Genomic DNA, 20,304 nt, shown 5'->3' on the forward strand with positions numbered 1-20,304 from the left:
TGCAGCTCATGCAGCTGCGGTGCCGCGATGAATCAGCCCACGTTGCAGTGCGGCCGCCTGACCGGCGGACACTCCGACAGCTGTCAGCATCCGGTGCGCACTGAGGACCGGGCTGGCCAGCAGGCTCACGAGCAGGTGCCACGGCTCGACGGTTTGCTGCCGGACGAGGTCGGCGACCTGCACGGACGTCGCGAGCAGCTCCTTCACTTCGCTCGACATCGTCACGAAGTCCGCGTCCCCGGCACCCGCAGCGCGGTGCGTGTCAGGCAGGCCAAGAGCCTTGAGGCCATCCGCGGCCGGTCCGGGCACGTGACGCAGCCCGCGGAGTACATCCCCCGCGTCCACCTCCGTACGCCGGTCACCGCGGGCGCTGTCCAGTGCGGCGGCGATCACCGCGAACGTCTCTTCGCTCAAGCGGTCGGGCAACATCGCTGAACCGCCTCTCCTTCCATCAAACAAGGCTCTCGAGGGTCGGGACGACCGCGTCCCGGTAACAGCTGCCGGCTGGATCTGTGCGTGGTCTGGAGTGCAGCCTCGATGCGTCCTCCAGCTCGCACTGTGGAGCAGCGCGGTTACTGTCCGACAGCACATCCTGTGTATCACTCGCGCCCAAAGACTCGCCGCCCTCGAAGACCTGCCGGGGCGTACGGGTCTTTCGGCACTGGTTCGGCGGCCGGGGCGTGCGGACGCTGGCGGCATGAACACCTACGAGGTTGTCGAGGAGCTGCGCAAGGAACAGCCGACGGCGGTGGTGTCGGCGACGTTGGCCGTACCGGACATCGGGGCCTGGCTGGGCAAGGCGTACGGGACCGTCGCGAGCACGATCCTCGCGCAGGGTGCCGCACCGGCGGGTGCACCGTTCGCCCGGTACCACCCGCTCGGCGACGGGCGCTTCGACGTACAGGCCGGGTTCCCAGTCACCGCGGCTCTCACCCCGACGAACGACGTACAAGCCGCAACCCTCCCCGCCGGCCCAGCTGCCGCCACAGTCCACATCGGTCCGTACGACACGATGGAACCCGCCTACGGTGCACTCACACAGTGGATCACCACCCACAACGCGAGCCCGATCGGCGACCCGTGGGAGATCTACTACTCCGACCCCGGCACCCACCCGGACCCCAACACCTGGCGAACCGAGATCGTCCAGCCCTACATCCCCAACCCCCACAACTAACCCAGCCACAACACCCGAGCGAAGCGAAGGCCCACCGCGGCGGCGCGCCCAACCCGACCACAACAGCCGAGCGAAGCGAAGGCCTACCGCGGCGGCGTGCCCGACTCGACCACAGCCGCCGAGCGAAGCGAAGGCGTAGGGGGTGCGGGTGGCGGAGCCCCCGCTCGCGGCAAGCGAAGCGCAGCCGCACAACACGACGAAGGCGACCCGGCCTGCGCTTTCCGCAGGCACGAGCCGCCCATCGCCTTCGTGGAGCTGAGGGGATTCGAACCCCTGGCCTCTTCGTTGCGAACGAAGCGCGCTACCAACTGCGCCACAGCCCCAGGCTTGCCCGCCAGGTTTCCCTGGCGACCGCGAAACTCTAACACGGAGAGGCCCGCGATCTAAAACTGGATATCAGTCGCCGACGGCGCGCTTCACCTCTGGCTCGACGACCGGCTCGGGGGCCGGGGTTTCGGTGGCGGCGGGCTTCTCCGCGGGGTCTGTGGTGCGGGCGCTGGAGAACACGGCGTCGTCGGTGAGGGAGATGGTCCGGACCGTGCGGTCGGGCGCCTTCTCCTTCATCACGTACGTCGGCAGCGTCACCGGCACCGGGTCCCACAGACCCTCGGTGGCCGGCTTCTCTTCCTTGGCGGCCGGCGCGGGGGCAGGGGCGGGTTCCACGGGGAGCTTGACCTCGACGGTCATCTCCTCGTCGGGGGTCGCGGGCTTGCCGGCGGGTCCGCGGTCGTGCTTGGCACGGACCCGGGTACGGCGTTCCGCGGCGGCCGCGGCGCGCGCACTGGCTTGACGCCGCAGCTGGATCCGGGTGAGAACGACGAATCCGCCAATCGTTGCCCCGGGCACCGACACGGTCCACCAGGGCAGGATCGCCAGACCGGCGAGGGCGACGACGGACAGCAGCGACAGGGTCAGGATCGACAGCACCCGCCGGCGGCGCATCGCGGCCACCCGGCGGGCTCGGTTCGGGATGTACTTCTTCGGCGGCGACGAGTCGTCGGCCGCGGCCGGTCCGGGCGGGCGCACGACGTACCGCGGCCGGGACGGATCGCGGGACAGCACCCGGGCTTCGTCGGACGACGGCACGACCGGCTTGCGCCGGGCCTCGTCACCGCGCTTCAGCCACATCGGGACGAGATAGGCAGCCCACGCGGCGACGATCGCCACATAGATCAGTCCTGTCGTCCCCATGCGACGACGCTAAGGCGCGGCGGGGGCCAGATGAGGTACGTGGCGCGGTGTGTCGCAAGAAGACTCGTGTGACTGATGTGAATAGCACGCAGCGTAGTCAGGTCAGTCGCGCTACGAGACCGGGTCCGACCTCTTCGATGTTGAGGGCAAAGATCCGGTGGTCGCGCCAGTCACCGTCGATGTGCAGGAACCGCGGCCGCTCGCCTTCGTAGCGGAAGCCGAGCTTCTCCACGACCCGCAGACTTGCCTTGTTCTCCGGGCGGATCGCCACCTCGATGCGGTGCAGGCCGAGGGTGAACCAGCAGTGGTCGGCGGCCATCGCGACAGCGGTCGGGACGATGCCGCGGCCCGCGTACTGCTCGTCGACCCAGTAGCCGAGGTTCGCCCAACGCGCCGATCCGTAGGTGACTCCGGACACCGTGAGCTGTCCGACCAGCGGCCACTTCGCGCGGGCGCCGGCACCGGCCGCTCCGCCGTACGTGATGACGAACGGGAGCATCCGCCCGAAGCGGGCCTGCCGGTTCCAGTCGCGGGCCATGGCCCGGAAGGTGCGCGCGCCGTCCTCGGCGCCCGGTGGCTGGGTCGCGTCCCACGGCCGCAGCCAGCTGACGTTGCGCTGGCGGGCAGCGGCCCATTCGCTGCCGTCGCTGGTCCGCAGCGGGCGTAGACCGACCTGCCCGTGTTGCAGCTCCACAGGCCATTGCACGATCGCCATCAGTCGGTGTCCGTCCGCACGTGGTCGCCACCGTGCACCTGCTCGACGGCATGTCGCAGCAGCGGCTCGAGGACGGCGAGACCGTCCTTCACACCACCCCGTGACCCGGGCAGGTTGACGATGACCGTACTGCCGGCGACTCCGGCCATACCTCGGGACAGTGCAGCAGTCGGTACGCCGTTCGCGATGCCGTAGGCCCTGATAGCCTCCGCGATCCCGGGCAGGACCTTCGTCAGCACGGCGGCCGTCTGCTCGGGGGTCTCGTCGGTCGGCGAGATCCCCGTACCGCCGGTCGTCAGCACGACGTCGTACGCCGCTTCGACCGCGGCTCGCAATGCCTCGCCGACGGGAGCACCGTCCGGGACGACGTCCGGACCTGACACGTCGAAACCCCACTCCACCAGGCGGGCCGCGATCAGCGGACCGGTCGTGTCGGTGTAGACCCCGGCCGCGGCGCGGTTCGAGATGCTGACGACGAGAGCTCTCACGGCCGCTCCCAGTGCCCGGTCTTGCCGCCTTCTTTCAGCTCCACCCGTACGTCGGACAGCACCGCCGCCGGGTCCAGCGCCTTCACCATGTCGATGACCGCGAGCCCCGCGACCGCGACCGCCGTCAGCGCCTCCATCTCGACGCCGGTCCGGTCGGCGGTCTTCACCTGCGCACGGATCAGCACCGCGTCGTCCGCGACCTCCAGGTCGACCTTGGCGCCGGTGATCGCGATCGGATGGCACAACGGCACCAGGTCCGGGGTGCGCTTCGCGCCCATGATGCCGGCGATCCGGGCGACCCCGAGCGCGTCGCCCTTCGGCACGCCGTCACCGCGCAGCGCCGCCACCACCTCGGCGGAGACGAAAACCTTGCCGCTGGCAACGGCCCGCCGGGCACCCACGTCCTTGGCGGACACGTCCACCATCCGCGCCGCTCCGGTCTCGTCGACATGGGTCAGGCCCGTCGGGCGCTCGGTCATCAGACACTCCCTAGCAGCATCAGCTCCACCTGGTCGCCGGCCCGGACCGACGTCACGTCCTCCGGGACCACGATCAGTGCGTTCGCCCGGCTCAGGCCGCCCAGCAGGTGGGAGCCGTGCCCGCCGACTGTACTGGCCATCCAGCCCTCGTCGCCGGAGGTGGCCGCGGCGCGGACGAACTGCCGCCGCCCCGCCGGTGAGCTGAACCCGTCGAGCGTCACTCCCGGGACCAGCGTCCGCCGGTACGGCATCTGCCCCATCATCTTGCGCAGCGCGGGCCGGACGAAAACCTCGAACGAGATGTACGCCGAGACCGGGTTGCCGGGCAGCGTGAAGATCGGCACCTCGTCGTCGCCGACCACCCCGAACCCCTGCGGCTTCCCGGGCTGCATCGCGACCTGCGGGAAGTCCACGGTGCCGAGCTTGGAGAGCTCTTCCTTGACGATGTCGTACGCCCCCATGCTGACGCCGCCGGTGGTGATCACCAGGTCGGCCCGCACCAGCTGGTCGGAGAGCGTGTCCATGATCCGTTTCGGGTCGTCGTCGACGATCCCGACCCGGTACGCCACCGCGCCGGCGTCCCGGGCACAGGCCGCCAGCGTGTAGCTGTTCGAGTCGTAGATCTGCCCCTCGCCCAGCCGGGTGCCCGGCTCGCGCAGCTCGGCCCCGGTCGAGATCACCACCACCCGCGGCCGCGGTCGCGCCTTCACCCGGGCCCGGCCGACCGCCGCCAGCACTGCGATCTGCCGCGGCCCGAGGACGGTGTCCCGGTCGAGCACCTGCACCCCGGCCGCCACGTCCTCACCGGCGTACCGCACCGACCCACCGACCGGCGGCTGCTGGGTGATCCTGACGGTGACAGTCCCGCCGTCGGTCCACTCGACCGGCACGACGCTGTCCGCCCCGCGCGGCATCGGCGCGCCGGTCATGATCCGCACGCAGGTCCCGGGGGTGACCACGATCGGCTCGCTGCGCCCGGCCCGGAACTCCCCGACCACCGGCAGGCCGATCGGGTTCTCGTCCGAGGCACCGGCCAGGTCCGCGGCGCGCACGGCGTACCCGTCCATGGCCGAGTTGTCGAAGCCCGGCAGGCTCACCCCCGAAACGATGTCCTCGCAGAGCATCAGCCCGACCGCGTCCATCAACGGCTGATCGAACGCCGGCAGGGCCGTCACCCGTCCGAGTACGGCCTCGAGATGCTCATCCACACTTCGTCTCACGAGCCCGACCTTAATCGACGGCTCGCGGGTTTCCGTCGATAGTTCCGGAGGAGTGCGTCAAGAAGTCCGGATGGGTTCCGATTCGGGGTGGTCGCCCCACGTCATCCGTACGTCCGGCGCGTGTTCCTCGTTCGCCGCGCCGTCGGTACGGCGTACCTCGTGGAAGCCGTGCCGCCGGTAGAAGGCCTGGGCCCGCACGTTGGTCTGGAACGTCCACAGCGCCAGCCCGCCGGGGCGGAGGTCCTTCGCCAGGTCGACCAGCACCGAGCCGATCCCCCGCCCGGCGGCCTCCGGGGCGACGTACAACTGGTCGAGGTCGTCGCCGTCGAGGGTCAGGACCGCGACGATCCGGTCCGCGTCGAGGGCCACCCAGGTCTGCCCGTCCGGCAGCAGTACGTCGGCGAACCAGCCCGCGACCTGCTCCGCGGTGTGGATCGCCGGCGGCAGCTGGGCTCCGTCGGCATGTCGCGACCGCCACCAGACGGCGGCGGCCTCGGCGGTGTCGGACGGCTCCAGCGGACGGACCAGGAGGTCGTCGGTCAACGCAGCTCGGTTCCGTCCGGGATCACCCGGCGCTCGCCGGCCGGCGCGGTCACCTCGACGTCCCCGACCACCGACACGTCCTTGCCGAAGGCAACGTCACCGCGGACCGCCAGCCGGTCGGCGGCGACCAGCGACGGCGGCCCGGCCGGGAACCGCGCCTCGAAGTCGGCCAGGATCTTGAAGTAGTCCGGGTCCAGGTCGACGTACGGCTCGTCGCCCTCGTGCTTCGTGGTCAGCTCACCGGCCTCGTCCAGCTCGTAGACGTCCGAGCGCAGCACGAGCAGGTCGTTCGTGGTCTTCACCGGCTTGAACCGGCTGCGGTCCACGATCACCGCCTGCGACCCCTCGAAGGTCTCGATCGCGGTGCCCATCCCGGTCTCCAGCTGGATCACCTTCGGCGATGCCGGGTCGGCCGGGTCGACGGTCTTGCGGTTCACCATGATCGGCAGCCCGAGGATCCCGTCGTGCCCGGCCATCAGCTCGGCCAGCCGGTCCAGGTCGATCCACAGGTTGTTGGTGTTGAACATCTTGTGCCGCGAGATGTCCTGGAAGTACTGCGTCTCGTCGTCGGCGACCTGGGCGCTGTCCCGCAGGATCAGCCGCCCGTCGGACTTCCGGACCGCGACGTGCCCGCCCTTGCGGTCCGACCGGGTGCGCCGGCAGACCTCCATCCCGAACGGTACGTCGTGCTCGGCCATCCAGGCCGCGATCCGCGGGTCCGCGGTGGCGCCGAGGTTGTCGGCGTTCGAGATGAACGCGTGCCGGAAACCGTGCTCGCGGAGCGCCTCCAGGGTGCCGGAGGCAACCAACGCGGTGAACAGGTCGCCGTGGCCTGGCGGGCACCAGGCGAGCTCCGGGTCCGGCTCCCACTCGGCCGGCGTCAGGTCGTCGGCGAGCAGCTTCGGCTCCATGTTCTGCTGGAAGCCGAGCGGCAGGCCGTCGATCGCGAGACCGTCGTACTCGCCGAGGATCCGCAGCGACTCGTCCTTGGTGCGGAACGAGTTCATCAGCACGAGCGGCAGCCGGACGTCGTACTTGCGCCGGGTCGCCAGGATCTGCCGGGCGATGATGTCCAGGAAGCTCAGCCCGTCCTTCACCGGCAGCGCGGACTTCGGGCCGGTGACGCCCATCGACGTGCCGAGGCCGCCGTTGAGCTTGATCACCGCGGTCTCGGCGAGCGCGGCGCGGAGCGCGTCCGGGTCGGTGTCCAGGTGGTCCAGGTGCGGCAGGTCGCCGACGGGCTCGATGTCGTCCTCGGGGATCTTGCCCTGTTGCCCGGATTCGAGCAGCCGGTAGTAGTGCGTGAAGACGCGTATTGCAACGTCGGCAGCACCGGCTGCGCGCATCTTCTCCTGCGCTTGTCTGAGACCCACCTCACCCATGCACCAACCCTAGGGGACGCACGGTAATCCCAGTGTTGTCCGCGTCACGCTTCTACGATCAGAGGGTGTTTCTGACGAAGGCCGTGGCGCGGCAGCAGTTCCTGGAGGCGCGGGGTGCTCGGCACCACGCGGAGGGACTGCTGGCGAGCGCCCAACAGGTGCTGCCGGACGTGTACCGGGTCGCTTTGTACGTGTCCATGGGGCCTGAGCCGCAGACCGGCGCACTGATCGACTGGCTGCTCTCGACGCACCACGAGGTGCTGCTCCCGATCCTGTACGCCGACAACGACCTGGGCTGGGGCGTTGCGCCCGGCGCGGCGGACCTGGTGCCCGGGCGGCTCGGGCTGTCGGAGCCACCGATCGACCTGGGCTCCGACGCGATCGCCACCGCGGACCTTGTCATCTGCCCGGCCGTGGCGGTCGCGTACAACGGCGTACGGCTGGGACGCGGCGGCGGCTCGTACGACCGGGCACTGGCCCGTGTCCGCCCCGGTACGCCGGTGTGGGCCGCCGTGTACGACACGGAGGTCGTGGACACGCTCCCGTCCGACTCCCACGACCACCCGGTGGACGCGGCGCTCACGCCTAACCGTTTGATCCCCCTGCGAAGGTCTCTGGATGCCTGACGCCGCTGTCCAAGCAGCAGCCACAGCCGCACGCTTCCTCGGGCTGACGGTGACCGACCCGACCGTCCTCTACGAAGCCTTCTCGACAGTGGTGCACCTGAAACCGTCCCCCGTCGTCGCTCGGGTGCCTATGAACCTGCCGTCGAGCCTGCAGGAACCAAAGCCCGCCGTACGTCGCCAACAGCGCGAGATCGACGCCATGACCTGGCTGGCCGAACAGGGCGTCCCGGTAGTGCAGCCGGCCCACCCCGTGCCGGTAGAGCAGGACGGGCTGTGCATGACGTTCTGGAAGTACGTCGACGTGGACCAGGCAGTTGAGCCGGACTACCTGGGTGCGACCGCACGCGTAGCTGACCTCCACACCAGGCTGGCGTCGTACCCGGGCGAGTTGCCCTGGATGACCCCGCTCCGGCTGATCGGTCCAGGTCTCACTACGGCCGAGCCCGTGCCCGGCCTGCTCGAGCAGGAGGACCTGGAGCGCGCAAGAGCCGAGTGGAAGGTGCTGGAGCCGATCCTGACCAGCCGGTCCGGTTTCGAGGCCGCTTTCCCATCCGTAGCGGTCCAGCCGATCCACGGCGACGCTCCGTCGTGGAACCTGATCAACACGGTTGACGGCCCGCTGTGGGCCGACTTCGAGGACGTGTGTATCGGCCCGCGCGAGTGGGACCTTGCCGGGTTCGGCCCGGACCTGTGCCGCGCGTACGGCGCCTCGCTCGACCCGGAGGTCCAGCAACTGATGGACCTGGCGCGTGTCCTGCAGGTCATCGTCTGCACCCCGCTGGTCCCGCAGTTCCCCGACCTGGCGGACGGCATCCGGATGTTCACGGCCCAGTGGCGCGACATGCCGTTCGCCGCCGGACAGGGCTGAGCTACTAGCTGTCCGGCTTGGTGAAGGTGAGGGAGTGCTTGCGGGTGGCCTCGACCGCGCCCTTCGTGTAGGCCCACGGCAGGGTCTCGCCCTTGACCCACAGCTTCGTCTGGTCGGTGTAGTTGGACGAGTACGCGTGTCCGGAGATACCGGTCAGGTTGATCCAGCGGGACTTGTCGAAGTCCGACAGGTCGACGACCATCCGCATCGACGGCGTCGACGTCACGTCGTACCCCTCGGAGGCGTCCCAGGAGGTGGCGTCGACGATCGACGTACCGCCGCCGAGCTCGTACGGGCCGCGGTTGAAGATCTTCTCGACCAGGCCGATCCCGGACTTGCCCAGCGTCTGGTTGGTCAGCGTGAGCTTGTGCAGCCGGCCCCACTGCCAGTTGGCGGGCTCCCGCGCCATCTTCTGGGTGATCTCGGTACGGGCGTTCACCAGCGCCTCGCGGAGGATGTCGTCGCGGCTCTCGCGCTGCGGCGTCCGGACGTCGTCCCACCAGCTGCTGTTCGGCTGGCCGAGCAGCGTGTGGATCACCTCGAACCAACGGGAGCCGCCGTCCGGCCAGGTGCCCTCGGGGAGCTGGTCGTGGAAGGTCAGCGCGAGCAGGTTGCGCCAGACGACGTTGAAGTACGCCGCGGCCGCGGAGTCCGGCGGCTGGGTGAAGTCCCAGTTCCGCAGGGTGTCCTGGCCCTGCCGGTCGAAGGCGTCGTTGATGCTGATGCGCAGCAGGTACGGCACCAGGATCTCGGCGGCCTTGTTCTTGGTGTCCAGCTGGATCGACGCCATCGCGTTCACGTCCAGCTTCCCGGCGGCCTTGATCCGGTCCAGGATCTGCTGGGCGCGGAACCCGTAGTCCCAGGAGTTGGTCAGGTAGTACGAGTACGTGTTCGGCACCACGGCCTGGTTGGCGGTGACGATGATCCCGCTCGGCGGGTCGAGCTCGGTCGGCAGCGCGTCGAAGGGTATGTAGCCCTTCCAGTAGTACTTCGGGTCCCAGCCGGGCACCGGCCAGTCACCGCGGCCGACCGAGCGGATCGGCACCAGCCCGGGCGCCTGGTAGCCGATGTGGCCGTCGGTGTCGGCGTACACCAGGTTCTGCGAGGGCACCTGGAACTGCGCGGCGGCGGCCCGGAACTGGGTCCAGTTCTGCGCGGTGTTGATCGCGAACAGCGCGTCGGCGGTCTTGCCCGGGTTCAGCGCGGTCCATTGCAGGGCGACGCCGTACGCCTTGGGGTACTTCGCCTGTGCCGCGGCCTGCTCGCCGACCTTCTTCTCGTCGTCGCCGACGTCCGAGATCAGCGGACCGTGCCGGGTCTCGCGGACGGTGATCTTGACCGGCTTGTCCTCGCCGGCCACCTTGAACGTCTCCTCACGGGTGGCCATCGGTCGCCACTTGTTGTTGTAGAGGACGTTGTTGCCGTCGACGCGCTCCAGGTACAGGTCCTGGACGTCCGGGTCGAGGTTGGTGAAGCCCCAGGAGATCGCGTTGTTGTGCCCGATCACCACACCGGGCAGTCCGGAGAAGCTGAAGCCGGATACGTCGAACGGGCAGGCCTTGCCGACGTTGTTGCAGTGCAGGCCGACCTGCGTCCAGATGCCCGGCATGGTGGCGCCCAGGTGCGGGTCGTTCGCCAGCAACGGCTTGCCGGTGGTGGTGTGGTCGCCGGACACCACCCAGGAGTTCGAGCCGACGCCGTCGCCCTGCCCGAGCAGTTGGGGCAGGCCCTTGGCGACGCTCTGCACCGAGTCCAGCGACTTGAGCAGGTCCTGCGTGAGCATGCTCCGGCGCACCTCGCTGCTGACCGGGGCGGCGCTGAACTTCCCGTCCTTGCCGACCGAGCCGGCCGGCATGATCGGCTGGTTCCGGTCGTACGGGTACTGCGGGTAGAGGCTCTCGATGTTGCGCGACGGGAACGCCGCGAGCAGCTTGGTGCGGGTGATCTCCTCGTCCAGGTTGCCGCCCAGGTCCCAGGCCATCGCCTTCAGCCAGGAGAGCGAGTCGGCCGCGGTCCACGGCTCCGGCCGGTAGTTCTTCGGCCCGCCGGGCTGCAGCGAGAGGACGCCGTACTCCAGGCTGAGACCGGAGCCGCTGTGCGTGGACAGGTAGGCGTTGACACCGCGCGCGTAGTCGTCGAGGTACTGCCGGGTGCTCGGGCTGAGCAGCGGCAGCTCCTTCTCCGCGGTCCGCCGCCAGCCGAGCGTCCGGACGAACTTGTCGGTCTCGAGGGCCGTCTTGCCGAACAGCTCGCTCAGCCGGCCGGCCGTCACGTGCCGGCGGAAGTCCATCTCGAAGAACCTGTCCTGCGCCGCGGTGTAGCCCTGCGCGGCGAACAGGTCCGCCGGGGTGTCGGCGTAGATCTGCGGGATGCCGTTGGCGTCCCGGACCACGTTCACGTCACCGTCGAGCCCCTCCAGGTCGATCGTTCCCTCGTAGGTCGGGAACGAGTGGCGGACGACGTAGACGGCGGTACCGGCGATCACCAGGAGGACCGTGGCGAGGGCGATTCCGCTGATGATGACGACTCGAAGCAGGCGACGCACGGACCAACCGTAGAGAATCCGGGCCCCCACCCCAAATGGGGTCCCTCACAACTTTGCGTTGCTCTGCGTTCCCTCGACATGAACGCAGAGTTGAGGTATGAGGGCGTACCGGTTTCGCACCTGGACCGGATCCGCTGCAACCACCACGACGATTTCGGAAACGCCGTCGTTTCCCGGGCCTCGGAAGGCGGTGAGCCGCTGCGCTGTTGCCTGACCGTCGCGGGCGCCGGCGATCGGATCGCGCTGGTCTCCCACCGGCCGATGGAGGCCGGCGGCCCGTACGCCGAGGTCGGGCCGGTCTTCGTCCACCTGACGGATTGCCCGCGGCCGGCCGCGGGCTTCCCGGCCGACTTCCGGGACCGGCGGGCGGTACTGCGGCCGTACGACAGCGCGGGCCAGATGCTGGACGGTGTCGTCACAGAGCCTGGGACCAGCGAAAAGGAGCTCCTACGGCTGTTCGAGGACCCGGCCGTGGACACCGTTCAGGTGCGGAACGTGGTGGCCGGTTGCTGGAACTTCACGGTGCGCCGACAGGCCTGAGTTGGAATACTTCGGGCCGCTGGCGCATTATTAGCAGTCGGGTAGTAGGAGTGCCAGCGGCTTGAAGGGAACCGACCGTGCCGACGTACCAGTACCAGTGCACCGACTGTGGCGAAGCGCTCGAGGTGCGCCAGAGCTTCACGGACGACGCGCTGACCGTGTGCCCGAACTGCCAGGGGAACCTGCGCAAGGTCTTCAACGCCGTGGGCGTGGTGTTCAAGGGCTCCGGGTTCTACCGCACCGACAGCCGGTCCTCCGGCAAGGGCTCGGTGCCGGCGAAGTCCGACTCGTCCTCTTCGGGCAGCTCCAAGGCGTCGGACTCGTCGTCGTCCGGCTCGGCGAGCTCGTCCGGTACGTCGGGATCCTCGTCGGCCGCGTCGTCCGGCTCGTCGTCGAGCGGCTCGTCCTCTTCGGGGACCAGCGCGGCCTGACCGCTGCCTGTGGACAACTGAACGGCGGGTGCCGGCGAAACTCGTACTTTCTCCGGCATGAATCTCTCCTCGCTGTTTCGTGATCTGCTCCGGGCCGCCCGGTGGCACCGTCGACTCCTGGCCGGCGCGGCCGCGGCAGCCGCCGTGTACTTCGGCCTCCTCGCCCTCTCCCCCGCACCGCCGCCGACGGTCAAGGTGCTGGCCGCGGCGCACGACCTCACCGGCGGCGCCCCGCCCACACGTGCCGACCTGCGCACCGTCGAACTGCCGCCGGGTGCCGTGCCCGCCGGCGCGCTCAGACCCGGCAGTGAGCTGACCACACGTGTGCTCAGCGGCCCGGTCAGAGCCGGCGAACCCCTGACCGACGCCCGATTCCTGGCGCCGGCTGCCGTGCCGGCCGGTTCGGTCGCCTACCCGTTCCGCGTCGACGACTCCGATATCACCACACTGCTGCGCGTCGGCGACCGTCTGAACCTGTACGCGGCGAACGGCACGAACGCCGATGTCGCCCGGCTGCTCGCTCGTTCGGTTCCGGTGGTCGCGCTGCCGGCGCCCCGATCGGGTACGTCGGGGGCGCTGATCGTGGTCGCGACCGCACCGGAGGTCGCGACCCGACTGGCCCAGGCCAGTACGAACTCACGCATCACCGTGGCGCTGGCGCCGGACACCGGATGATCACCCTCCGGACTCGCGGCGGCACGATGCGTTGCCGATCGGCGCGGTCCCTCGCATGGGCGACCCTGCGGCCCTACCTTGTCCGGGTACAACCACCCGCTTCGTGGAGGCACCACACATGCTCAAGGGCTTCAAGGAATTCATCATGCGCGGCAACGTCGTCGACCTTGCGGTCGCCGTCGTCATCGGCGCAGCGTTCGGCACGATCGTCACGGCTGTCGTGAACAACTTCATCAACCCGTTGGTCGCGGCGATCTTCGGCAAGGCAGACGCCAGCAAGCTGTTCTTCTTCAAGATCAACGGTGCCGAGTTCCACATCGGAAACATCGTGCAGGCGGCGCTGAACTTCCTGTTCGTCGCGGCGGCGGTCTACTTCTTCATCGTGATGCCGCTCAACAAGCTCGCCGAGCGCCGCAAGCGCGGGGTGGAGCCGGAGCCCGACCCGCTGACCACCGACCAGGAGCTGCTGACCGAGATCCGCGACCTGCTGCGTGCGCGGCAGGCGGAGCGGTAACCCGCTGCCCGAGGCAGGTGGGTGCGTAATCCTCAGCCCCTGAGCTCGCCGGCACCCACCTGCGCCCCGGCGTACCGCATCCAGCGGTACGGCACCGGCTGGCCGTCGTTCCACTCCTCCATCAACCCGGCCGGGACATCGACGAAGCCGCTGCGGTGATACGCGCGGATCGCCGGAGCGTTCTCCGGACGGACCCGCAGGAACACCTCTGAGTACCCGGCGTCCAGCGCCGGTCCGAGCAGTGCCCGGACGAGCTCGCCGCCGAAGCCGCGGCCGCGGACCGCCGGGTCCACGATGATTCGGGCGAGCTCGACCTCGTCCTCCTCGTCGTCCAGCCACACCTCGCCGTACCCGACCGGCCGCTCGCCGTCGAACAACAGATAGGAGTGAATGTCCGCGTCGGCCGTCCGCCAACTCGTCCGCAGTTCCTCCGGGAACGGGTAGGCCACCCGTCCGGACAGCAGCGCGACTTCCTTCTCGTCCACGGCCCAGGCCGCGACCTGGACCCCGTACCCGTCGTCGAACCCCCGAAGCTCCACGCTCTTCCCCTCAGTTGACGAACTCCACGATCGTTCGCACCAGCTGATCCAGGAACGGCGGGAATCCGGGCACCGGCGGTTCGGCACACCCGGGCAGCTCGCGACTCCCCCGGATCGAGCGCAGCAACGCGTCGACCGTCTTCCGCTGATGGGACGGATTCTCCGGCACCGACGGCAGGACCGCCACCGGGATACGGTCGAGCGACGCCAGCTCCGCATCCGGAACCCCACGCAGAATTCCAACCCCGAGCAGTCCGTCCGCGACCTCGGCCGGACAACCGCGGTTCATCATCCCGACCCGGGCACGTTCGTTCCCGGCGGGGTCGTCGCCGGTGGCCGGCCAGGCCAGCAGCAACCGGTCGACGAGCTCCGGAAACCTCGCCGCCAGCAGAACGGCGGCCGTACATCCATTGGAGGCCCCAACGATCCTTACCGGACCGGAACGTTTCGCCAGGTGTTCACCGAGCGCGGCGACCTCCAGATCCCATCCGGTGGCCCGCTGCGGCCGGTCGGGCGCGAGCACCTCCACCCGCCCGGACACGTCGGGGTCGAGCGCGGCGGTCAAGGCAGCGGTGATGCCCGGTCTACCCCAGAAGCCATCGGCGTCCATGGCGTCCCAGAGGCCACCGTGGACAAGGAGCACCGAGACGGTCATCCGTGGTGCGGCGGGACCTCGTTGAGGATCCGATCGTCGTCGTCGCTGCCGAAGTCGTTGTCGCCCCAGGTGCGCGGGTCGTCGTCGCGGGTCTGCTCGGGCAGCAGCGGCTCGTCGTCTTCGTACGGGCTCGTCATGTGTCCAGGTTACCGAGTCAGCCGCGGTCTTCGGGATTGAGTTTCGAGCGCAGCAGGTCCTCGTACGCGTTACCGGTCGTCCGGCCGCCGGCCGGGTTGCCCGGAGTCTCGTCCAGGATCTCGGAGTTGGCGTCGTACGGCACCTCGGCGGGTGCGTCGTACGGGACCTCGGCAACGGGTGGGCGTGGAGCGAGCGCGGCCTGGACCAGCGGGGCGATCCCGGGCTCGCCGTGCCAGCGGCCGTTCCCGTGCACGCACCACGCCGACAGCACGGCCAGCGTGGGCGTGCTCAGGCCGGCGATCCGCAGCGGCACGGCGTTCTGGAACCCGAAGGTGATCGTCCAGTTCTCCGTATCGGGGTAGAACTCCTGCACGGCGCTGTAATAGAAGCTCATCCAGCCCTTGGCCGGCAGCTGGCACATCAGCCGCAGGTTGGTGGCCAGCACCGGGAGCTCCTGGACGTCGCGCCAGGACGCCTGCATGTCGCGCTTCGCGGCTGCCTTGCGGCTCGCGTTCACCGCGGCGTTGGCGGCCATCATGCCGAGCACCATCCCCGGCTTGCCGAAGAAGAACCCGCCGCTGGTGGTGTAGCGCCCGCTCCCGCCGTACAGCCGGGAGTACTGCGCGGTGGTCTGCAGGTAGGCGACCTCGTTCGGCTCCAGGACGACGCCGTACACCCGGAGCGGTTGCGGGACGTTGCCGTCGAGCAGCCAACGCGCCCAGTCGATACCGAGCTCCCACTCCCGCTGCGCGGCGGCCTCCGCGTTCGCCTTCTTCCTGCCCACGACAAGCATCTTAGGTGCGGACGGGGACACCGGCAGCTCGGCGGGTCGCCAGCGCGTGCAGGTTACAGCTGTGCCTCGGTTGCGGATCGATCGGGCGGCGTGACCGGATAGACGCGCCGCCGTGATGTTCCGGCACGCCGGGTGAGACTCCGGTCCACCATCATGTTGCCCCTGCCAACCCGGAAGGACCGAGTCGTGAGTGCACAACGGACACGGGGCCTGATCGGTGCGACGCTCGTCGTGGCTGTGCTCGGAATCGCCGCCGCCTGCGGCACCGAGAACGCCTCGTCCCCGCCCGCCGCCCAGCCCACGGACACCCCGTCGCCCACCCCGAGCACCCCCACCCCCAGCGGCAAGCCGAGCACGGACTGCCCGAGCACGATCACCGCCGTCCGCACCGCCACCGAGAAGGTGGTCTGGGGCCAGGGCGTCGCCGCCTCGAAGTTCGTACCGGTCAGCGTGACCATCTGCCAGTACGACGCCCAGGCGACCGGGCAGGACTACGCCACCGTCACCACGAAGCGCACCGGCGAACAGGCCACCGAACTGCTGGCGCTGGTGAACGCGGCGAAACCCGTCGCGAAGAAGCCGAGCATCTGCACCAAGGAGCTCGGTCCGACCTACGTCCTGCGGTTCACCGACAACGACCGCGGCGTCCTGTCGTTCACCGCCGAGGCCTTCGGTTGCCGCCGCCTGGTGGCGACCTCGCTGGAAGGGCAGGGCAAGCCCGGCGTACTGCCGGCGCCCCGCCAGGTGACTGCCGAGCTGATCAAGTCGCTCGGTCTTCGCTGACCCCGTCACGGACGTGCACCCCGAAGCCGTCCGAGTGGGGTCGAGCCGCGCCTGCCTTGCGGGTCCCTTCCGGGGTCGACCCGCGAGGCAGGTTGCGGTGCCGGTCGCGGTGCATGCACGCTCGGCCTGAGGGGAGGGTGCATGCGTACGATCCGGCTGCTCTGTGCGCTGGTGTTGACCTGCACGGCGTGTTCGAGCCGGCAGCCGGCGGATTCCTCCTGCGCCGAGGGGTTCACGTGTACGACGCTGCAGGTCCCTCTCGACCGTCAGCGTCCGGACGGCCCGTCGCTCGACCTCCCGGTGATCGCGGCCGACAACGTGGACGCTCCCCGCGGCGTACTCCTGATGCTTTCCGGCGGCCCCGGCCAACCCGCCGTCCCGGCGCTCAGCCGCAACGTGGATCCGGACGTACTGCGTGAGTACCGGCTCGTCATGTTCGACCAGCGCGGTACCGGAGCCGGTGGTCTCAATTGCCCTGCTCTACAAGAGACTGTGGGCGGTTCCGACTTCCTCACCCCACCCGCCGAGGCCGTCGACCAGTGCGCCAAGCAGCTCGGGGCCAATGCCGGGTATTACGGCACGCCCGACACGGTCGACGACATCGAGCAGCTCCGCCAGTTCCTCAAGGTGGACCGGCTGACGCTCGACGGCACGTCGTACGGGAGCTTCACCGCGGCGCAGTACGGCCTGAAGTACCCGGACCGCGTCAAGGCGCTTGTGCTGGATTCCGTCGTACCGCACAAGGGTTTCGACCCGATGGGCGTCGACCTGATGGCAGCAACGAGCGCAGTACTCCGGTCGACCTGCCAGGGATGTACTACGGACCCCGTGGCGGACCTGGCCTGGCTCGTGCAGCACGGTGTGAGCGGCACCGACCTGATGGAGATGCTGTCCGTGTCGAGCCTCAACTCCGTCAACCCGGCCCTTGCAGGGATCCCGGCCGCCCTCCACGCGGCCCGCAACGGCGACGACTCCACGTTGAAGGAGCTGATCCAACGGACCACCAGCAAAGGCCTGCCCTACGACCAGCTCTCGGCCGGACTCCACATGGCCACGCTGTGCTCGGACCTGCGCTTCCCATGGTCGGGCAAGCCCAACCGCCAGGCGGCGCTGGATGAGGCGGTACGCCGCCTGGATCCGAAACGCCTGTACCCGTACGACGTGGCGACCGCCCGCGAGCAACTAATGATCCAGGGATGTCTGCGGTGGCCCGCCTCGCGGGTGTCGACGTACCCGACCGCGCAGGAGCTGTTGCCGCGCACACTGATCCTGCACGGGAGCAATGACCTGTTCTGCCCACTGGACTGGTCCAGATGGGAGCAGGCCCACGCCCGGTCGGCACAGCTGGTCGTCATACCGGGCAGCGGTCACAGCGTGCAGCGCGATCCCAGGGGCCGGCAGGCGGTCCGGACGTTCCTGCTGCACTAGAGATCGAACTGTGCGGCAACGGTTGCATCAGCTGGGCGACTCGATGCGTCTAATAGGTGTGAGGAGTTGTACGCCCAGCCAGGGAGCGGCGAGTGGAGTTCGAGGAGTACGTGTCCGCCCGCGGACAGGAACTGGTGCGGCTCGGGTTCACCGTCTCCGGCGACTACCAACGGGCGGAGGACCTGGCCCAGATCGCGTTGATGCAGGCGTTCCGCAAGTGGCGGAAGGTGCGCGCCGCGGACGACCCGCACCACTACGTCCGGCGGATCCTGGTGAACGAGTACCTGTCGATGACCCGGCGGCGCTCGTTCAGCGAGGCACCGACCGCCGACCTGGACCCGCAGCACACCGTGCCCGACCACGCCACCGGCATCGCGAACTCCGACGGCCTGTGGCAGGCGCTGGCGACGTTGTCCGCACGCGAACGCGTCGTGCTGGTCCTGCGTTACTACCAGGACCTCGACGACCAGACGATCGCCGACCTGCTCGGCATCAAGCCGTCCTCCGTCCGGGCGACCGCGAGCCGGGCGCTGGCGGCGCTGCGGAAGACCCACGAATCCCATCGCGTCGATGAGAGGCTGAAGTGAGCACCGATCTCGAGGACGACCTCCGAGGTACCTTCGAACGCGCCGCGGCCAGCGTGCCGCAGAGCGCGGACCTGACCGAGCGCGCCACCACCGGCGCCCGGCGCGCACAACGCCGTACCTGGATCGGCACGGGCGCGGCCGCTGTCGCGGTGGCCGCTGTCGCCGTCACCGCCTTCGGGCTGGCCGGCTCGCAGAACAAGCCTTCCCAGCCGCCGGTCGCCGGCGGCCCGCAGTCCGTCGCGACGACGCCGTCCGCCCGGCCGGTGACCGCGCAGACAGTGTCCGGCACCTGGCGCATGCAGCAGATGGACGGCTTCAGAGCACTGAAGAAGGCGCGGCCGAACGACCCGGTGATCGTGTTCAAGGCCGACGGCACCTGGTCCGGTTCGGACGGCTGCAACGGCCTCCAGGGCACGTACAGCATCGGTCAGCGCGGTGCGTTCAGTGCGACGGTCGGGCCGCAGCACATGATCGGCTGCGACAACGTGCCGCACACCGGCGTACTGGCGGCAGCCAAGCGAGTGGCGATCAACGGCGACACACTCGAGTTCTTCGGCGCCGACGGGACTCGACTTGCGAGCTACGCTCGCGCACGGTAGTCGATTCTGCTCGCAGAAAGTGATCAGCTCTTGACGGAAAGGAGTTCCTGACCGGACCATCTAGTGGTTGGTCCACCGATGTTGGGAGCTTCGTGCGACTCTCCGTTACCGTCCCGCTGGTCACACTCGGCTCAGTCTCACTGTTCGCAGTCGCCCTCGCCAGCCCCTCATCGAGTGCGGTGGCGGGCGCTGCGGCGTGCTCCCACGCCCAGCCGAGCGTGAGCTCGACCGAGGCCTCCCGGCTCGCGCAGCCGACATCCGCGTCCGACCCTCGCCCGCTCGGCGAGTCGCTCGGCGAAGGCATCTCGGCCGCGATCCGCTCGCTGGAGCCGCTGGACGCCACCGGCCGTCCGAAGTCCGGCCTGCCGTACGGGCTCAGCCAGGGCGTCGTCGGCGTGGTCGGCTCGGCCGCCAGCGGGTACGAGGTCGTCGTCGACTCGGCGAACGTGGACGCCAAGAAGTACCAGTCTGCGATGGCCCGGAACCTGCCGGCGGCCGGCAAGCAGATGGTGAAGGTGGAGCACAGTTGCCGCTCAGCTCAGGCGATCGCCGACACCTGGCGGACGGTCGGCAAGCGCGCGTGGTCCGGGGATGCCGCCCGTACGACGTTCTCGGCCGACCTCGACCCGTCCAGCGAGAACGTCGTCGTCGAGTACGACCAGGCGACCACCTCCCCCGCCGCACTCGCGGGCCTCCGCGGGCTGTCCGGCGTACAACTGGTGGCGGGTTCGCTCGCTCGTACCTCGCGGCTCAGCGACACCCCGAAGGGCGGGCACTGGGGCGGCGCGCGGATCACCTCAGCGCTGAAGAACTGCTCGGCCGGGTTCTCCGTCGTACGGCGGTCGAACGGCCAACGCGGCTCGGTCACCGCCGGGCACTGCGGCGCGCCGGGGACGGCGTGGAAGTCGGGCACGAACTACTACGGCACGACCACGGTCCGCACGAACTACCCGGACTACGACCAGTCGCTGGTCACCGGCAGCTCGTACGGCCCGAAGATCTGGACCGACGGGCCCGGCGACACGGCCAACACCCGCACGGTGACCGGCGGCGGCGACCCGGGCGTCGGAACGGTCGTCTGCCAGTCCGGGAGCTTCAGTACGTCGGTGTGCAACCTGACGGTCCGCTCCACGTCGGCCAGCTACTGCGACACCGACGGCTGCACGACGTACGTGATCCGCGCGACCCGCGGCGGCCTGGTCGCGATCATCGGCGGCGACTCCGGCGGCCCGGTCTACTCCCGCCGCGGCAGCAGCTCCGCCACCATCCGCGGCATCGCCTTCGCCGGCGCCGGCTGCGCCGCCTCCCGCTGCACCACCCTCTACGCCGAACGCTACAACTCGATAGCCGGCCACCTCGGCGTCACCGCACTGACCGGCTGACCACCC

Annotated in this window: 25 protein-coding genes and 1 tRNA gene; 12 read left to right on the top strand and 14 right to left on the bottom strand. The window is 69.6% G+C overall.

Going from position 1 to position 20,304, the window contains the following annotated elements; translation table 11 throughout:
- Positions 1-6: 6 nt before the first annotated feature.
- Positions 7-429, bottom strand: a complete 423-nt coding sequence (locus tag AB0M51_RS32860) for a hypothetical protein (protein WP_363751847.1) — start codon at positions 427-429, stop codon at positions 7-9.
- A 268-nt stretch (positions 430-697) separates the two neighbouring features.
- Between AB0M51_RS32860 and AB0M51_RS32865 the strand changes: the two genes are divergently transcribed.
- Complete coding sequence (locus AB0M51_RS32865; protein ID WP_363751849.1) at positions 698-1,177, top strand: GyrI-like domain-containing protein; 480 nt, start codon at positions 698-700, stop codon at positions 1,175-1,177.
- 250 nt (positions 1,178-1,427) lie between these two features.
- Here AB0M51_RS32865 and AB0M51_RS32870 read toward each other — a convergent pair.
- From AB0M51_RS32870 to AB0M51_RS32905, 8 genes are all read right to left on the bottom strand, one after another.
- A tRNA-Ala gene (locus tag AB0M51_RS32870) sits at positions 1,428-1,500 on the bottom strand.
- A gap of 73 nt (positions 1,501-1,573) precedes the next feature.
- Positions 1,574-2,368: a hypothetical protein gene (locus AB0M51_RS32875; RefSeq protein ID WP_344192406.1), complete on the bottom strand. Its 795-nt coding sequence runs from the start codon at positions 2,366-2,368 to the stop codon at positions 1,574-1,576.
- Between the two features lie 97 nt (positions 2,369-2,465).
- On the bottom strand, positions 2,466-3,083 hold the full coding sequence (locus AB0M51_RS32880; RefSeq protein WP_344192403.1) for a GNAT family protein: 618 nt from the start codon (positions 3,081-3,083) through the stop codon (positions 2,466-2,468).
- A complete protein-coding gene (locus tag AB0M51_RS32885; protein WP_344192401.1) occupies positions 3,083-3,571 on the bottom strand; it encodes a MogA/MoaB family molybdenum cofactor biosynthesis protein in 489 nt (162 codons plus the stop codon). Before AB0M51_RS32885 ends, AB0M51_RS32880 begins: the two co-directional genes overlap by 1 nt.
- On the bottom strand, positions 3,568-4,050 hold the full coding sequence (gene moaC / locus AB0M51_RS32890) for a cyclic pyranopterin monophosphate synthase MoaC (RefSeq protein WP_344192399.1): 483 nt from the start codon (positions 4,048-4,050) through the stop codon (positions 3,568-3,570). Before moaC ends, AB0M51_RS32885 begins: the two co-directional genes overlap by 4 nt.
- The gene (gene glp / locus AB0M51_RS32895) at positions 4,050-5,270 is read right to left on the bottom strand and encodes a gephyrin-like molybdotransferase Glp (RefSeq protein ID WP_344192397.1); all 1,221 of its coding nucleotides are present in this window, start codon (positions 5,268-5,270) and stop codon (positions 4,050-4,052) included. Before glp ends, moaC begins: the two co-directional genes overlap by 1 nt.
- 57 nt (positions 5,271-5,327) lie before the next feature.
- Positions 5,328-5,813, bottom strand: coding sequence for a GNAT family N-acetyltransferase (locus AB0M51_RS32900; RefSeq protein ID WP_344192395.1), 486 nt, complete (start codon positions 5,811-5,813; stop codon positions 5,328-5,330).
- Positions 5,810-7,195, bottom strand: a complete 1,386-nt coding sequence (locus AB0M51_RS32905; RefSeq protein ID WP_344192393.1) for a UTP--glucose-1-phosphate uridylyltransferase — start codon at positions 7,193-7,195, stop codon at positions 5,810-5,812. The genes AB0M51_RS32900 and AB0M51_RS32905 overlap by 4 nt, the downstream gene beginning before the upstream one ends.
- Positions 7,196-7,260: 65 nt before the next feature.
- Between AB0M51_RS32905 and AB0M51_RS32910 the strand changes: the two genes are divergently transcribed.
- A complete protein-coding gene (locus AB0M51_RS32910) occupies positions 7,261-7,821 on the top strand; it encodes a 5-formyltetrahydrofolate cyclo-ligase (protein ID WP_344192391.1) in 561 nt (186 codons plus the stop codon).
- Positions 7,814-8,689, top strand: a complete 876-nt coding sequence (locus tag AB0M51_RS32915) for an aminoglycoside phosphotransferase family protein (RefSeq protein ID WP_344192389.1) — start codon at positions 7,814-7,816, stop codon at positions 8,687-8,689. Before AB0M51_RS32910 ends, AB0M51_RS32915 begins: the two co-directional genes overlap by 8 nt.
- Positions 8,690-8,693: 4 nt before the next feature.
- On the opposite strand, the gene AB0M51_RS32920 is transcribed toward AB0M51_RS32915, so the two are convergent.
- Positions 8,694-11,234, bottom strand: a complete 2,541-nt coding sequence (locus AB0M51_RS32920; RefSeq protein WP_344192387.1) for a penicillin acylase family protein — start codon at positions 11,232-11,234, stop codon at positions 8,694-8,696.
- Between the two features lie 78 nt (positions 11,235-11,312).
- Between AB0M51_RS32920 and AB0M51_RS32925 the strand changes: the two genes are divergently transcribed.
- The 4 genes from AB0M51_RS32925 (at position 11,313) to mscL (ending at position 13,394) form a co-directional block, all read left to right on the top strand.
- Complete coding sequence (locus AB0M51_RS32925; RefSeq protein ID WP_344192385.1) at positions 11,313-11,774, top strand: DUF1203 domain-containing protein; 462 nt, start codon at positions 11,313-11,315, stop codon at positions 11,772-11,774.
- Positions 11,775-11,851: 77 nt separating this feature from the next.
- Positions 11,852-12,205: an FmdB family zinc ribbon protein gene (locus AB0M51_RS32930; RefSeq protein WP_344192383.1), complete on the top strand. Its 354-nt coding sequence runs from the start codon at positions 11,852-11,854 to the stop codon at positions 12,203-12,205.
- A 57-nt stretch (positions 12,206-12,262) separates the two neighbouring features.
- Positions 12,263-12,880 carry an SAF domain-containing protein gene (locus AB0M51_RS32935; protein WP_344192381.1) on the top strand — a complete coding sequence of 206 codons (618 nt, stop codon included), beginning with the start codon at positions 12,263-12,265 and terminating at the stop codon, positions 12,878-12,880.
- Positions 12,881-12,983: 103 nt separating this feature from the next.
- Entirely contained in the window at positions 12,984-13,394 is a 411-nt protein-coding gene (mscL, locus tag AB0M51_RS32940; protein ID WP_344192379.1) for a large conductance mechanosensitive channel protein MscL, read from the top strand.
- Between the two features lie 32 nt (positions 13,395-13,426).
- On the opposite strand, the gene AB0M51_RS32945 is transcribed toward mscL, so the two are convergent.
- From AB0M51_RS32945 to AB0M51_RS32960, 4 genes are read right to left on the bottom strand one after another with little or no spacing between them, the layout of a single operon-like run.
- Positions 13,427-13,933 (bottom strand): GNAT family N-acetyltransferase, encoded by a 507-nt coding sequence (locus AB0M51_RS32945; RefSeq protein ID WP_344192377.1) that lies wholly within the window; start codon positions 13,931-13,933, stop codon positions 13,427-13,429.
- Positions 13,934-13,943: 10 nt separating this feature from the next.
- Positions 13,944-14,588, bottom strand: a complete 645-nt coding sequence (locus tag AB0M51_RS32950) for a hypothetical protein (RefSeq protein ID WP_344192375.1) — start codon at positions 14,586-14,588, stop codon at positions 13,944-13,946.
- Positions 14,585-14,725 (bottom strand): hypothetical protein, encoded by a 141-nt coding sequence (locus AB0M51_RS32955; RefSeq protein WP_166679625.1) that lies wholly within the window; start codon positions 14,723-14,725, stop codon positions 14,585-14,587. The genes AB0M51_RS32950 and AB0M51_RS32955 overlap by 4 nt, the downstream gene beginning before the upstream one ends.
- Before the next feature lie 17 nt (positions 14,726-14,742).
- Complete coding sequence (locus AB0M51_RS32960) at positions 14,743-15,510, bottom strand: hypothetical protein (protein WP_344192370.1); 768 nt, start codon at positions 15,508-15,510, stop codon at positions 14,743-14,745.
- A gap of 195 nt (positions 15,511-15,705) precedes the next feature.
- On the opposite strand from AB0M51_RS32960, the gene AB0M51_RS32965 reads away from it, so the two are divergent.
- From AB0M51_RS32965 to AB0M51_RS32985, 5 genes are all read left to right on the top strand, one after another.
- Positions 15,706-16,302 carry a hypothetical protein gene (locus AB0M51_RS32965; protein ID WP_344192368.1) on the top strand — a complete coding sequence of 199 codons (597 nt, stop codon included), beginning with the start codon at positions 15,706-15,708 and terminating at the stop codon, positions 16,300-16,302.
- A gap of 141 nt (positions 16,303-16,443) precedes the next feature.
- Complete coding sequence (locus AB0M51_RS32970; RefSeq protein WP_344192366.1) at positions 16,444-17,730, top strand: alpha/beta hydrolase; 1,287 nt, start codon at positions 16,444-16,446, stop codon at positions 17,728-17,730.
- 92 nt (positions 17,731-17,822) lie between these two features.
- Positions 17,823-18,317 (top strand): SigE family RNA polymerase sigma factor, encoded by a 495-nt coding sequence (locus AB0M51_RS32975; protein WP_344192364.1) that lies wholly within the window; start codon positions 17,823-17,825, stop codon positions 18,315-18,317.
- Positions 18,314-18,916, top strand: a complete 603-nt coding sequence (locus AB0M51_RS32980) for an META domain-containing protein (protein WP_344192362.1) — start codon at positions 18,314-18,316, stop codon at positions 18,914-18,916. Before AB0M51_RS32975 ends, AB0M51_RS32980 begins: the two co-directional genes overlap by 4 nt.
- A gap of 218 nt (positions 18,917-19,134) precedes the next feature.
- On the top strand, positions 19,135-20,298 hold the full coding sequence (locus AB0M51_RS32985; RefSeq protein WP_344192360.1) for a hypothetical protein: 1,164 nt from the start codon (positions 19,135-19,137) through the stop codon (positions 20,296-20,298).
- Positions 20,299-20,304 lie beyond the last annotated feature (6 nt).

It is taken from the genome of Kribbella sp. NPDC051137, assembly GCF_040682535.1.
In the GTDB taxonomy this organism is placed as follows: domain Bacteria; phylum Actinomycetota; class Actinomycetes; order Propionibacteriales; family Kribbellaceae; genus Kribbella; species Kribbella karoonensis.